A 15,353-nucleotide genomic window follows, 5' to 3' on the forward strand; every position below is an offset into this window, starting at 1 on the left:
GCTTTGCTTACTGAAACTAAGATATTTACTATTTGGAATGAATCGGACTATTTTAATGAAGAATTACAGACTTGCTCTGTATCTCGGTCTTGCTATGGCTTCACCAATGGCAGTAGCACAGAAAAAAGATAAAGATACGGTAAAGGTCAACAAAGAAAAAACAGATAAGACAGAGACATCCTCGTCGAAAAAAACAAAAAAAATTGAAGACCTGATCAAAAAAGGAACCTATAAAAAGGGACTTTTTAATACCATTCAGGTGAAAACGGATATTTATTTTGAAATTCCAGACAGTTTGATGGGACGTCAGTTTTTGGTGGTCAACAAGCTGTCTCAGGTACCCATGCAGGTCAATGAGGCAGGTTTGAACAAAGGAATGAATTATGAAAATAAAGTCATTTCCTTTCACCGTGATCCTGTAGCTAAAAAGGTATGGGTGAAAACGGTGGTTCCTAAAGTGTCTTCACCAAAAAATGATGCTATTACAAAATCTGTAAAAGACAACTTTTCAGAATCTGTAATTGAAGTCTTTGATATTGAAGCACAAAACAGTGACTCTACAGCGGTGGCCATTAAAGTGAACAAAGTTTTTGATGGAAATCAGAAAAGTTTTAATGATGTGTTAGCCAATGTAGGATTAGGAGGATCTGTGAAGTCAAGCCTTTCTTATATAGAAGGAGTGAAGACATTCCCTAAAAACCTTGTAGTGAAGTCTCAATTGTCTACTTCTGTAAATGAAGGCGGGGTAGATCTTCCGGTAACATTAGGAGTCACTACCAATCTGGTTCTGCTTTCTAAAATACCGATGAAACCAAGAGTAGCCGATTCAAGAGTAGGATTTTTCTCCGAAAAACACTGGTCGTTTAATGACAATCAGCAAAAAATGGATGAAAAGTTTTTCATTACCAAATGGAATCTGGAACCCAAAGACGAAGACAAAGAAAAATACTTAAGAGGTGAGCTGGTAGAGCCTAAAAAACCGATTGTTTATTATATCGATCCGGCAACACCAAAACAATGGCGTGAGAAAATCATTGCCGGAGTACATGACTGGCAGGCGGCGTTTGAGCAAGCAGGATTTAAAAATGCAGTGATTGCGAAAATGCCGGACGAAAAAGATGAAGATTTTGATATTGATGATGTAAGATATTCTGTGATTACTTACGCCGCGTCGCCAAAGTCAAATGCAATGGGACCCTCTGTGGTAGACCCGAGAAGTGGTGAAATTATCGAAGCAGATATCATCTGGTGGCATAATGTAATGACTTCTCTTCATGACTGGATGAGAATTCAGACAGGACCTATCGACCCAAAAGCTAGAGGAAATAAATTCAGTGATGAACATATGGGTGAAGCTATCCGCTTTGTTTCATCTCATGAAGTAGGTCACACCTTCGGATTGAAGCACAATATGGGAGCATCCTTTGCATTCCCTGTAGAGTCGCTTCGTTCAAAAGAGTTTACAGATAAAATGGGTGGTACGGCACCTTCCATTATGGATTATGCACGTTACAATTACGTAGCTCAGCCGGAAGATGGCGTTACAGCAATCACTCCGAAAATTGGTCTTTACGATAAATATGCCATAGACTGGGGTTACCGTTGGTATCCGGATGAATTTGTAGAGAAAAAAGCGCTGAAAAACTTAATTGAAAAACATGAGGATGACCCAATGTATTTCTATGGTGAGCAGCAAAGCTACCTGGAAACCATTGACCCGCGTTCGCAGTCGGAAGATTTAGGTGATGATGCGATGAAAGCCAGCGAGTACGGAATGAAAAACCTGAAAGTTGTCATCAATAATCTCTTAAAATGGACGTATGAAGATGGTAAAGAATATACTGATGCCGGAAAACTGTATCTGGGGGTTATCGGACAGTGGGATCTGTATACAGGTCATGTGATGGCTAATGTAGGAGGAATTTACCTGAACAATACTGTTTTTGGTAACAAGAAAAAGGCTTACGAAGCAGTTCCTGCGGAAATTCAGAGAAGAGCAGTTGATTATCTTGTTAAAAACGCTATCAACCTTCCGGAGTGGTTATTCTTTAATCCGATTACGGAAAAAACGTATCCGGTTAAAGATTCACCAATGGGGCCATTCGAGCAAACGCCATATACTCTTGCAAGAGGAATGCAGTATGGAAATATTTACTCCCTGCTGATGGATGACAGACTGCTGAGGTTACTTGAAAACGAATTGAAGCACCAGGTTTCAGGATCAAAAGAGGTGATCTATACTGTTGAAAACTTATTTGATCAGGTGAGAACAGCCATTTTCAGCAAAAAAGGAAACCTTACAATGTTTGAAAAGATGACTCAGAAAAATTATGTGGATGCTTTGATTGTTTCTGTGAACAAATTATTTGAAAAAACAGCAGTGAAAGGATTGAAAGCGGAGGATAATTTGAACATCCCAACCATCTGCAATTTCCATGAAGATGATCACGGTTTGAGAAATATCAATTATTCATCCATGAAGAGAGTATCAGAAGTGACTACTTACAAAAGGGCAGAACTTCAGAAGGTTCTGGACTTACTGAACAGAACAAGATACAGGGGAGATGATGCTTCCAGAGCACATTACACAGATTTAATTATTCGTATTCAAGAGGCTTTAAACAAATAAACGGCAATGAAAAAAACTCTAATACTTTTACCTCTTTTAGCTGCTAACATCGCAATGGCTCAGCAAAAGAAAACCATCACTGGGAAAATAGAAGATGGAAATACTTCTCATATCATTACCGGTGCATCTATAAAAATTGAGACACAATCGGTCTCTACAAAAACAGAATTAGAAGGAATTATCGAAAGTGTATCAGTAGGTACGGTTACCGATAAGGACGGAAAATTCATATTGGAAATTCCTGCCGATACAAAAACGGTATTGGTAAGCTATCCAGGTTATGAATCCAGAGTGATTCAGCTTAATGAAGGGCAGACTAACTATACTATCAGACTAACTTCTGAAGTTTCAGATAAAAATAAAATCCAGGAAGTAATCATCACCGGTTACCAGAAAATTGAAAAGCGTAAGCAGACTTCAGCGGTTTCTACAGTAAAAATGGACAACATCAGCCAGGCTGGTGTTGCCAGCGTGGACCAAATGCTGGCAGGGCAGATTGCTGGTGTGGCAGTAACTCCCGAAACCGGTGCTCCTGGTAGTCCTGCGAAGATCAGAATCAGAGGTACAGCCTCTCTTTCCGGTCCTCAGGATCCATTATGGGTAATAGACGGTCTTCCATTAGAAGGAAATGATGTTCCTAACTTTACCGATAAAGACAATATTGACCAGCTTCAGAACTTCTCTATCGCAGGGCTTAACCCTAACGATATTGAAGATATTACCATCCTTAAAGATGCTGCTGCAACAGCCATTTATGGAGCAAGAGCAGCAAACGGGGTAATTTCTATTACCACAAAAAAAGGAAAGAAAGGAAGTCTGAAACTGAACTTTTCAGCAGATACTTTCGTGACATCCCGTCCTGATTTTGGTAAACTGAACCTTTTAAATGCTTCTGAAAAAGTAGACCTGGAACTGATGCTTGCAAAGCGTGCAGATCTTACTTACCGCGCAGATAAAGGAGAAGTGATGAGAATTCTGACTCAGAACAGTCAGCTTGATGCTTTCAGAAATGGAGGTTTTGATGCATTGAATTCATTGACTCGCCAGCAGATCAACGGTTTAAGAAACAACGATACAAACTGGGGTAAACTGTTGTACAGAAATGCCGTCAACAAGCAATACGGGTTAAGTGTTTCCGGAGGAAGTGATCGTGCAGATTACTATTTCTCACTGGGATACTATGATGAAGAAGGAACAACTATCGGTACAGGTTTTAAACGTTATAACCTGACTTTAAAAAACAATTATAAATTAAGCGATAAGTTAAATGCAGGAATCTCTATTTTCGGAACGCAAAGTGAACGTACATCTTTTGTAACGGATGCTGATGCTTCTATCAACCCTGTTAATTATTCAAGAAACGCCAATCCTTATCTGAAACCTTTCAATGCAGACGGAAGTTATAACTATGATAAAGATATGGATGGTTATGAGGATCGTTATATTCCTTTCAATTTTCTTGAGGAAAGAGAAAATACAAACTATTCACTGAAAAATAACTCTTTGAAAGCGATTTTAGATTTAGAATATAAAGCTTCAAAAAGTTTAAGATTTACTTCTCAGTTAGGTATTCAGTATGATACCAATAAAACAGAGAAATTTGCTGCAGAGAATACCTACTTCACCAGAAAAATAAGAGAAAATACCCGTTATTACAAAGACGGAAAATACAATTACTTTCTACCGGCTGGTGCTGTAAAACAAAACTGGGATAATGATTTCTTCCAGTACAACTGGAAATTGCAGGCGGCGTACAGCACGAAGATCAATTCAAAGCACGAAATTGATTTGATGGCAGGAACGGAAATTCGTAAAACAGAAGATAATACGACCATTACAAGAGCTTTTGGATATGATCCAAAAACAAGAAGAGCTACGGCCATTGTTTTCCCGAATTCAGGATTTGCAGCTGATAAAAGATATGAAACATACCGTGAAGCAGCTCCTATAGAAAATGCTTATGCTTCTATGTTTGCGACAGCGTCTTACACCTACGATCAGAAATATACTTTCTTCGGAAGTGTAAGATATGATGGAACCAACCTTTTCGGGGTGAATAAAAAATATAAATACCTTCCAATATGGGCAGTTTCAGGATCCTGGCTGGTGACGAAGGAAGACTTTATGAAAAATATTTCTGCAGTATCTAACCTTAGGCTAAGAGCTTCTTACGGTCTTCAGGGAAATATCGACAGAAATACTTCGCCATTCTTTATCGGTGAATACAGTGATGCAACTATTCTTCCGGGAGTAAAAGAAGGAGTCATCAATGTTATCAGCCCTCCGAACGATAAATTGAGGTGGGAAAAAACGACCAACACCAACGTAGGACTTGATTTAGGATTGTTCAATAACCGTGTGAGCCTTACCGCTGACGTCTACAGTAGAAAAGGAACAGATATGATCAGTATGAGAGAAACTCCTCTTGAAACAGGTTTTGAATACACGATGATGAACTGGGGTAGTTTGACCAATAAAGGTTTTGAATTGGCAATATCTACCAGAAACATCAATCATGATAATTTCAAATGGACTACCACGATCAACTTTGCACACAACAAGAGTAGAGTATTGAGTGAGCAGCCCCGCGACAATGCTTTCCTTCCTTCAAGAGAAGGTCTGCCTGTAAATGCAGTTTTTGCTTTGAAAACCGCAGGAATGGATGAACAAGGAAACCCATTGTTCTGGAAAGGGGATCAAAAGATTTCCGCAGCAGAATTCTTTAAATTATATGATGTGTATGCAGATTTTCTTCCGGGACAGCTTGTGAATACAAAACTTTCAAACGCTGAGCTGAGAAGTCTATTTACGTACGTTGGAGATAGAGATCCGAAATTTACCGGAGGTATTATTAACACATTTAAGGTAAGTGATTTTGACCTTACTATCTCTGCAACATTCAATCTGAAGCAGACGGTAATGAGAACACCTTCTTACCGAGGTATGGATCTGGATAGAGGAAGAAACTATACAAGAGATATCTATGAAGCAGGAGGTTCGCTTCCAGGAATTACAAGTCCTGAAATGGATGCTAATCCGGACGGATGGATGGCGAATAAATGGTTTGCCAGCAATCGCTCAAGCGCATACAATCTGCTTGATGTATGGGCAAAAGAGATCAGCTATATCAGAATCAGCAGCATCCGTTTAGGCTATACGCTTCCTAAAGAATTTACAAATCCTATGGGAATCAGCAGCTTGAGACTGAGTGTTGAAGGACGTAACCTTTTTGTATTCAGTAACGGATATAAAGGATATTTCGATCCGGAAACGTATGGTAATATTTATGCACAGCCTATCACCAAATCGGTGACCGTAGGATTTAATGTTTCTTTTTAAAACTTGAGAAAAAATGAGAAAAATTACAACAATCATAGCGCTTACAGCAATCAGTCTTATCAATATCGGATGTGACAGATTTTTAGATATTCAACCTGAAGGAAAAATCATTCCTGTTACAGCTGAAGATTACCGAAAAGTACTTACATCAGCGTATTCAAAATATCCGGTTCACAAATCTATGGTAGCCCTTCGTACCGATGAAACAAGTATTGATGATAATGGAGTAGATTTTATTTCTAATCGTGAAATGGCAATGTGGAAAGATTCGAACTATGACTCTAACTCTGTGGAGCTTCCTTGGTTAAGCTTTTATAACGTAAACTTCTATCTGAATCAGATCATCAATGAAGGAAGCAAAACAATGCAGGATTCTCCGGAGAAGAATCAGATTCTAGCAGAAGCTTATGCTCTTCGTGCTTACCTGTATTTTGATTTGGTGAATTTATATGGAAAGCCATACAACAGTGCTACAGCTTTTACAGACAGAGGAGTTCCGATCAACCTGGAAATTGATCTTGAAGAGGTATTGAAGCCATCATCAGTGCAGGAAGTATACAATCAGGTTCATTCAGATCTTAAAAAAGCAGAGGATTTGATGGTGGAGCAGAAACAGGCATTGGGAGTTAATTATAGATTCTCCAAAACAGCATTGTTGGCATTTGAAGCAAGAACAGCTCTATACGAAGGAGACTGGAACAAAGCTTTAAACTTTGCAGATCAGGTATTGGCAGTAAAAAGTGATTTGAGCAATTTGAATACCGCAAATACAGTACCTAATCATTATGCTTCCCCGGAATCTATTATGGCCTTGGATAATACATGGGATAACTCTATAAAAAACTTATGTTTTGCATCTCCGGAACTTATTTCTTCATATAATTCTGCTACAGATAAAAGGTTTGGCATGTATTTTGAAAAAAATGGTAGTAAGTATAAAGTCACCAAAGGAGGAAGTTTAGAATTTAAAGTGTCTTTCAGAACAGCAGAACAGTATTTTATAAAATCTGAAGCATTGTTAAAGTTGAATAAACTGGCTGAAGCTAAAGAAACCCTTTTGAAAGTCCTAAAAAACAGATATACTCCGGACGGATATACTTCAGTACAAAATGCCGTGTCTTCAATGGATTCTACAGCATTTATGACTTTTATTCTGGATGAAAGATTCAGAGAATTTGCTTTGGAAGGACAAAGATGGTTCGACTTAAGAAGAGCAAATCAGAAAAAAATAAGCCATATAATCAGTGGCAAAGAGTATATTCTTCAGCAGAATGATCCGCGATATACCATTGAATATCCAATGAGTGCGAAGAAGAATAACCCTAATTTATAAAACTTCATATCAAATTCAATACAGAGGAAACCGCTTGAACTTAATTGTTTTAGCGGTTTTTTTGTACTTTTGCAGCGTTATGAAAATTGCCATTATAGAAGATGAGCTGCTGGCTGTGAATTATCTGAAAAATCTTTTAGATACACAGAGTATTGTCCCTGTTACAGAGACGGTTGTTCTTCGGTCCAAAAAACAGGCAATTGATTTTTTTGAAAAAGATTCTGCAGATCTTATTTTTATGGATATCCATCTTGGCGATGGAATGAGCCTTGAAATCTTTGAGCATGTAGAACTTTTTACCCCAATCATTTTTATTACTGCATTTGACGAATATGCTATGAGAGTTTTCAGGCATTTCACCATTGATTATCTTCTGAAACCTTTTGAAGAAGAGGATTTACATAAAGCTTTACAAAAGTTTATCTCCATAAGAAATAATTTTGATCCTGAGCCGGTTCTTAAATCCATTTCCTCATTAAGACAGCCGGATGATGAGATGATGAAACGTTTTATGGTAAGAGAAGGGAATAAGCTTAAATCAATAGACGAGCATAATACCGCTTATTTTTTTGCCTCAGGGAAATACCTTTTCCTGACTACAAAAGATCATCAGACCTATATTTATGATGATACCATTAAAGATATTATTCAGAAGCTGAATCCTGAGATCTTCTTTAAAATAAACCGCAAGTTTATCGTTAATAAAGAAGCCGTTTCTGAGATTATCAAACATTCCAGTCAAAAAGTAGAGCTAAGACTTTCCCCGGAACCGGAAGTGAATGCTGAAGTTTTTATCAGTAAAATGCAGATTGCTGAATGCCTGAACTGGCTGAACAGCTGATTGCGCCTTAAAAATATCTAGTTAAATTTTTCTGATTATATTAAATGCAAAGATTATTTTTACTCATTGTATTGAAAAATTACGTGAAATTAAAACATACAAAAAAAATCAGAATAGGAATTTTCCTATTCTGATTTAAATATATTTGAATGATTGAACTAGTCAGTCTTTTAAAGAATAATCGTACTTATATAACTATCATTCTTTAATAATCTTAGATTGATATGCATTGGTTCCGTCATTTATTGAAATAATATAAATTCCAGTTTTCAAATCCTGGATTTTATCATTAATTTCTTTATTTACCTCACTTAAAGAACCTTTTGCAGAAATAAATGATTTCCCTGTCATATCATATAATTCTGCTTTCAGATTTTCTCTTGAATTTTTAATATCAATCACTAATTTTTGTCCATTTTTTAAAGGATTAGGATAAACACTGAATTCATTATTATTTATTTTAGTATCCTTAGCAGCTAGCGTATATGCCGGATAAACCAGTATTTTTTGTCCATTGTATCCTACGGCATACACGTTCAGAGCGTTGGCAGGATAATCCACATACGTATTTGCCAATGTAGTATCTCCTGTTCCTACAATAGAAACACTGATTAGCTGATTACTTGCATTATAGGTTTCAAAGGCAACAGCATTATTCCATTTAGAATTATCTACCAATAAAAACTGTCCTTGTGTATTGGTCGTAATCTGTGCTCCCACACCCGTAACTCCCGAAACAGGCTGCATATTCTTGAATGCATTGACACTATTCGCTGAAAGATAATTGATAACCGGAGATACAGGTTTAGCATATCCTTTTGCCAGAACATAGCTTTTCACATCATCAATCATGCTTTGCGTAATGGTCATTTGAGCATTGCTATAATCCGATATTGTCCCATTGATTGGCTTTAAAAAACCTGTGTTTGTGAAGAAATCTGTAAGGTCTTCCTGCACAGCGTCACAGGTGTTTTTTACAAAATTCATTACCAATTGTCCTTGTGTAAGCTGAGTTTCGTTTGTATTTCTTACTTTCTCAGCTACTGCAGCAAACCAGTGTGCATAATCTACTCCCGGAACTGTAGGGGTAACTGTAGGCGTATCTTCATCAGACATATCTGAATCAAATGCAAGGGTTGAAGCACCTTTCGATGCACCCGCCAATTGATAATACAATTCTAATTGCCAGAACGGAACAAGGCTTCTGAAATTTGCGTCAGCAGGATTCACATAATCAGTTCTGAACTGATCCATAATACTCTTCCCGTTAATTTGTGTCTGAATAATAATTTCTCCAAATCTGTTTCCTGCTACTTGAGGAAAGGCTGTTTTATCGGCAACTTCACCTTCCAGTCTTGTAAACCTGTTGCTGCCTGTAGGTGAGTACATATTATAGTAGGCCCATGATGAGTATAAATTGTTAGTGATTTCTGTTGTTCCAACCCAATTTAATCCTGGTCTTACCTGATTGATATGACCTAATTCATGTGCCACACCCCAAATATCAAGTCCCGGTGCTGAGGTTGAATTGGACAATCCCCAGGTAAGATCTAAATGAACTCCCATACCTCCTGCAAACCATCCTCCTGTAGATTCCATATAAACAAGCTGTCTGTTTTTAAAATTTTTATTGAATTTAAAGAAGCCCATCATTTCCCTTTCAGACTTGGCAATTGCATCGTACTTATCTATCAAAGGCTGAGCAGTTGTGAAATGGAAATTACTTACCGCAGACTTATTGGTAACCAGTTTTGTATAATACCCCTCTATATCAATTTTTGGATAGACATCATTAGTCAGCATTTCTGCCCATTCTGTAGATGTCGTCCCTTTTTTATAAATACCATTTACAATACCTGCTGTGATATTTACAGTTACAGGCGCAGCGTTTACATCATCAGTGTAATATGCAATATATCCCAAACCTGTATTAGAAATAGCGAGGATATTTATTCCGTTTTTTAGTTCATATGTTTTTTCAGGAGACGATCCTTCAGTAGCAAAATCTCTTATTTTTAAGTAAACTTTGTTTTCAGATGTAATATCTTTCGCAAAAACAATAGCAGTAGTATTAGGCTGAAATGCTATTCCTGTGGGGTTTTCATATCCATTATAATTTCCTATTTTGTATTGGACGTTTATTGATTCAATTGTTTTATATGCTGTAAAAGTCTGGACTCTGTATTTTTTATTGTAGGTGTTATTGAATAAACACTGAGCTAATCCTTTCATAAAAGGTGAGGAAATAGCATCAATATCCTGCTGGGTTACAGTTGGTTTTAAAGTGCTGAAAATTGGGTCATTAAAAATATTTGAATACGCTGAAGGGTTAAAACTATTAGGGCTGGTCTTAAAAAATTCCATTTCGGCACAGCTGGCAAAATCATTTTTACCATCGAGAACTTCAATTTTTATATTTAAAGGAGTAATTGCGGAAGGAAAGTTTACCGTTTTTATGGCGGATGTCTGTCCGAAATTCTGAGTAGAAATAGTAACGTAAGCAGGATTAGAAACTGTATTATAACTTATTTTTACATTTCCAAAAAGTCCGTTTGGCCCGCCATCCTGTCTTGGGGTATACCTTAAATAATTCATAGCTGTCTGCCCATCAAACTTATAAATCAGAGAAATAGGAAAAGTGGCTGCTGTTGCATTCCAGTCGCAATGATAAAGTGTGCTTACATCGCCATCAAATGAATTTTCTATATTTTCTCCCGGTTGGAAACTTGAAGCTGAAGATCCTGTCACCTGGGGCAGCACAGGGATATCTGCATAAGCTGAAAACTCATTGGTTGCCAATGTACATTCTGTTTGTACAGGATCCATCTGCTCTGTGGAATAAAATTCCATCTCAGCACAACTTGAAAAATTATTCTGAGCACTTAGAACATCAATCCTAATAACATCAGGATGAACAATTGCTGTTGGCAAATCTATTGTTTTTGCCGTATTATCCGCTGCCCAGGAAATAACTCCGGTTGCTGTCGTAAAAACAGTAGGAGCGGATTGCGTAGAATAAGAAATCTTCACACTTGTCCAGATTCCGTTAGGACCTGTTGTTCTGGGCTTGTATATTAACCTTTTTATACTTTTTACCCGATTAGAAAATTTGAAATTTAACTGGTCCGGAAGTGCTGTACTCAAATTATACTGAGAATGATAAAGAGTATTTACATTATTATCAATAGACTGCCCGGCTTCCTGTCCGGATTGTGCAGGCTGTAACGAGTTTACATACGCTACAGGCATCTTATACTGCTGTGCAAAAACTGTCTGTAAAAAGAACAGAAGTAAAATAATAAAATAATTGTTTTTCATTTGGTGTAAATTTTTGGTTAAAAAATAATTAAATGATAAGGTATTAATATCTTATAGAAGTATGACTGCCATCTAAATCTTCACTAGATAAATCCAGCTTTGATTTGTTTTTGAATAATAGTTATATCCAGCAACCTTCCCAAACATTACTTGTGCACTATTTATGATAATGATAAAAAACTTTTTACAGGTAAATACTCCCATCGCACTCCTGTTTTAAGTTTCTGGTATATTTATATTTAAAACCGTTTTCTCAAAATTAAGAATTAAAGTAATTCCATAAACTTATCCCTACCTGTTTTTGAGTATTCACTACCAGTTGACTTGTATTGTTCCGAAATAGCTTTATTAAGCTAGTAGAAATGACAAAAAAATCAAAACAAAACTTAAATAGGGGGCTTATAAAAGGCGGGTAAAATCTCAGATAATCAGTTTTTTATAGTTGTGGATAATGGCATATTAGTAAAATTGAAGCCGGTAAAAATGTGATCTTTGGTATTCTCATTTTTTTAAGAAGTAACTGGAAATTCCCTGCACGGCACTTTTGTTCATATCAGTAGTGATCGGTTGTCTAACAGTGGAACTTAGCAAAACAGGTCAACTGGTGGTGCGCACATAAAAACAGGTAGGTACTAGTTTGTACAGCTATTTTAATTCTTAATTTTGGAAAGAAGGCTTTCAGTATAGGATATGTAAGTACTTGAGGGAGTTATAATAGAAAGTGGAATAATACCCAATTTTCTGACCCTAAAATGAGGATTTTCACCAAGAGGTCTTTTGACGGAGATCGTTAACTATATATTCCTGGAATTTTATAAAACTAAAAAATTTTTAAATAACATCATTAAAAAATGAATACAAATCACCAACCTACACTAATAGTTTTAGCCGCCGGAATGGGCAGTAGATATGGAAGTCTCAAACAGATAGACACATTTACACCACAGGGAGATACTATTATAGATTTTTCTTTATATGATGCATTGCAAGCAGGTTTTAAGAAATTTGTTTTCATCATTCGTAAGAATTTTGAAAAAGAATTTAAAGAGATCTTTGAAAAAAAGCTAAAAAATAAAGCCGAAATAGAATATGTATTTCAGGAAATAGATACCGTTCCGGCAAAATACCTTAATCCAGAGCGTACCAAACCATGGGGTACCGGGCAGGCATTATTACTTACTAAAGATGTGGTACACGAAAATTTTGCCATTATTAATGCTGATGATTTTTATGGGAGAGATGCCTTTATGACGATGTATGATTTTCTGAAAAAAACAGACATCAACACTTATAATTTTAGTATGATAGGGTATTTATTGAAAAATACGGTTTCAGATCATGGGTATGTTTCCCGAGGGGTGTGTGATGTAGATTGTAATGGAACCCTATTAAACGTGACTGAAAGAATCCATATAGAGAAAAATAAAAACGAATTAAGGTACAAAGAAGATGATGAGACCTTTACAACAATTGAAGGGGATGTAAAAGTATCAATGAACTTTTGGGGATTCACACCAAAGTGCTTTGAACTTATTGATGATTCTTTTACAAGATTTTTGGAAAAAAATAAAGGAAGTTTAAAAGCAGAATACTATTTACCAACTTTGGTTGCAGATAGTATAGCGTCTGGAAAAGCTAATGTAAAATTACTGAAATCTGATGACAAGTGGTTTGGAGTTACCTATCCTGAAGATAAAAAAAAGGTGCAAAAAGCTATTTCAGAATTAAAAATGAAGAAACTTTACCCAGAAAATTTATGGGAATAATCTAACTTTATAACTGGTAAATTAAAAATGTAAGAATAGGATTCTTATAACTGAAAAAATAGTTAATTGAGAATTTAGAAATACAAATTCTATATATAAATTTAATTTTAGTACATCACAAAACCCAATTAATATGTTAAAGAGCACAATAGATTCTTCTACAGGATTTGAAAAAAGATTTGAAAAGATAGAAACAGTTATTTTCACGGATTCGCTTTCAGCTTCAAAATCTGTAGCAAAAGAGATCTCAGATCTTATACGTGTAAAGCAGTCTCAAAAACAACCTTGTATTTTAGGGCTGGCAACAGGTTCCTCACCCAAAAGCTTATATGCCGAATTGGTACGTATGCACAGAGAAGAAGGCTTGAGTTTCAAAAATGTAGTCACTTTCAACCTTGATGAATATTATCCTATGGAACCCGATTCCATACATAGTTATGTCCGTTTTATGAAAGAGTTATTGTTTGATAAAGTAGATATTCTTCCTGAAAATTATCACATTCCAGACGGAACATTATCTAAAGAAGAAATAGCAGACTATTGTACTGAATACGAACTTAAAATAGAAGCCTTAGGCGGAATAGATCTGCAGGTTCTGGGTATTGGTGGTAATGGTCATATCGGGTTTAATGAATCGGGCTCCTTGCAAAATTCCAAAACCCGTCTTGTAGCGTTAGATCATATCACAAGAGTCGCTGCAAGCAATGAGTTTTTAGGACTGTCAAATACCCCCAGAACAGCTATTACATTGGGAGTAAAGAAAATAATGGAAGCGAAAAGAGTCATACTGTTAGCATGGGGTGAATCTAAATCAAATATTATAAAAGAGTCTGTAGAAGGTCCTGTTACCAACCTGGTGCCAGCTTCCTATTTGCAAGAACACAAAAACGCTACTTTTGTATTGGATCAGGGAGCAGCTCATAAACTAACCCGAATTAATACTCCATGGCTGGTAGAAAAAATAGAATGGACTGATACCTTAATCCGAAAAGCCGTTTTGGGATTAGCCCAAAAAATAAAAAAACCTATATTAAAGCTTACTGATTCTGATTATATAGAAAACGGAATGAGCGATTTGCTGGCAGACAAAGGGCCGGCTTACGATATCAACATCCAAATTTTCAATAAATTACAACATACCATAACCGGCTGGCCAGGAGGAAAGCCGGGAGCTGACGATACTAATAGACCAGAAAGAAAGGCCCCGGCTAAGAAAAGAGTGCTTATATTCAGTCCACATCCGGATGATGATATTATTAGTATGGGTGGAACTTTCATAAGACTACATCAACAGGGGCATGAAGTTCATGTAGCTTATCAAACCTCTGGAAATATAGCAGTAGCGGATTCTGAAGCATTGCGATTTGCCAATTTTGTGTGTGATTACAACGAAATGTTTGGCATAGAAAATGGTCCGGCGAAAAAGATTTTTGATAAAGCAGTCAAATTTTTACAAAATAAAAAAAATAGCGATATAGACATTCCAGAAGTAAGATATATCAAGGGCTTAATAAGGAAAGGAGAAGCAAGATCTACCTGCTATTACGTGGGAATACCAGACAGTCAGATTCATTTTTTGGAAATGCCCTTCTATGAGACAGGCAGAATAGAGAAAAAACCATTGAGCAAAGAAGACATAGAAATTGTAACCGATATAATAGACAAAGTAAAGCCACATCAAATATTTGCGGCTGGTGATTTAGCAGATCCTCACGGAACGCATAAAGTGTGTTTAGATGCTATTTTTGAATCCGTTAAAAATTTAAAACCGAAGGAATACATGAAGGATTGTTGGTTATGGCTATATAGAGGAGCATGGAAAGAGTGGTCTATAGAAGAAATAGAAATGGCAGTTCCACTAAGCCCGGACCAAATTTTGGAGAAGCGCTATGGGATTTTCAAACATCAATCTCAAAAAGATGGAGTAGTATTCCAAGGGACAGACATGAGAGAATTCTGGCAAAGAGCAGAAGAAAGAAACAGGGAAACAGCAGAAACTTATCATAAAATGGGACTTGCTACTTATGCTGCCATGGAAGCTTTTGTAAGGTGGGAATTCTAAAAAGTTGAATAATGTCTTAATCAAAAAAGATATTTTGTCATAAAAAAATAACGTTGATGTTTATT

Annotated in this window: 7 protein-coding genes; 6 read left to right on the top strand and 1 reads right to left on the bottom strand. The window is 36.5% G+C overall.

Features of this window, described 5'->3' with window-relative positions; all coding sequences use genetic code 11:
• Positions 1 to 55 precede the first annotated feature (55 nt).
• From LKL37_RS14055 to LKL37_RS14070, 4 genes are all read left to right on the top strand, one after another.
• On the top strand, positions 56 to 2,629 hold the full coding sequence (locus LKL37_RS14055; protein WP_431611161.1) for a zinc-dependent metalloprotease: 2,574 nt from the start codon (positions 56 to 58) through the stop codon (positions 2,627 to 2,629).
• Between the two features lie 6 nt (positions 2,630 to 2,635).
• On the top strand, positions 2,636 to 5,968 hold the full coding sequence (locus LKL37_RS14060; RefSeq protein ID WP_431611162.1) for a SusC/RagA family TonB-linked outer membrane protein: 3,333 nt from the start codon (positions 2,636 to 2,638) through the stop codon (positions 5,966 to 5,968).
• 13 nt (positions 5,969 to 5,981) lie between these two features.
• Positions 5,982 to 7,301, top strand: a complete 1,320-nt coding sequence (locus tag LKL37_RS14065; RefSeq protein WP_431611163.1) for a RagB/SusD family nutrient uptake outer membrane protein — start codon at positions 5,982 to 5,984, stop codon at positions 7,299 to 7,301.
• A 79-nt stretch (positions 7,302 to 7,380) separates the two neighbouring features.
• Positions 7,381 to 8,142, top strand: coding sequence for a LytR/AlgR family response regulator transcription factor (locus LKL37_RS14070; RefSeq protein ID WP_431611164.1), 762 nt, complete (start codon positions 7,381 to 7,383; stop codon positions 8,140 to 8,142).
• Positions 8,143 to 8,340: 198 nt separating this feature from the next.
• Here the strand turns inward: LKL37_RS14070 and LKL37_RS14075 are convergent, their stop codons facing one another.
• Positions 8,341 to 11,460 (bottom strand): M60 family metallopeptidase, encoded by a 3,120-nt coding sequence (locus LKL37_RS14075; RefSeq protein WP_431611165.1) that lies wholly within the window; start codon positions 11,458 to 11,460, stop codon positions 8,341 to 8,343.
• An 851-nt stretch (positions 11,461 to 12,311) separates the two neighbouring features.
• Here LKL37_RS14075 and LKL37_RS14080 point away from each other — a divergent pair.
• Positions 12,312 to 13,226, top strand: coding sequence for a nucleotidyltransferase family protein (locus tag LKL37_RS14080; RefSeq protein WP_431611166.1), 915 nt, complete (start codon positions 12,312 to 12,314; stop codon positions 13,224 to 13,226).
• 127 nt (positions 13,227 to 13,353) lie between these two features.
• Complete coding sequence (gene nagB, locus LKL37_RS14085; protein ID WP_431611215.1) at positions 13,354 to 15,288, top strand: glucosamine-6-phosphate deaminase; 1,935 nt, start codon at positions 13,354 to 13,356, stop codon at positions 15,286 to 15,288.
• Positions 15,289 to 15,353: the final 65 nt, after the last annotated feature.

Origin of the sequence: Chryseobacterium sp. 'Rf worker isolate 10' (assembly GCF_050753305.1) — a bacterium.
Lineage (GTDB): Bacteria > Bacteroidota > Bacteroidia > Flavobacteriales > Weeksellaceae > Chryseobacterium.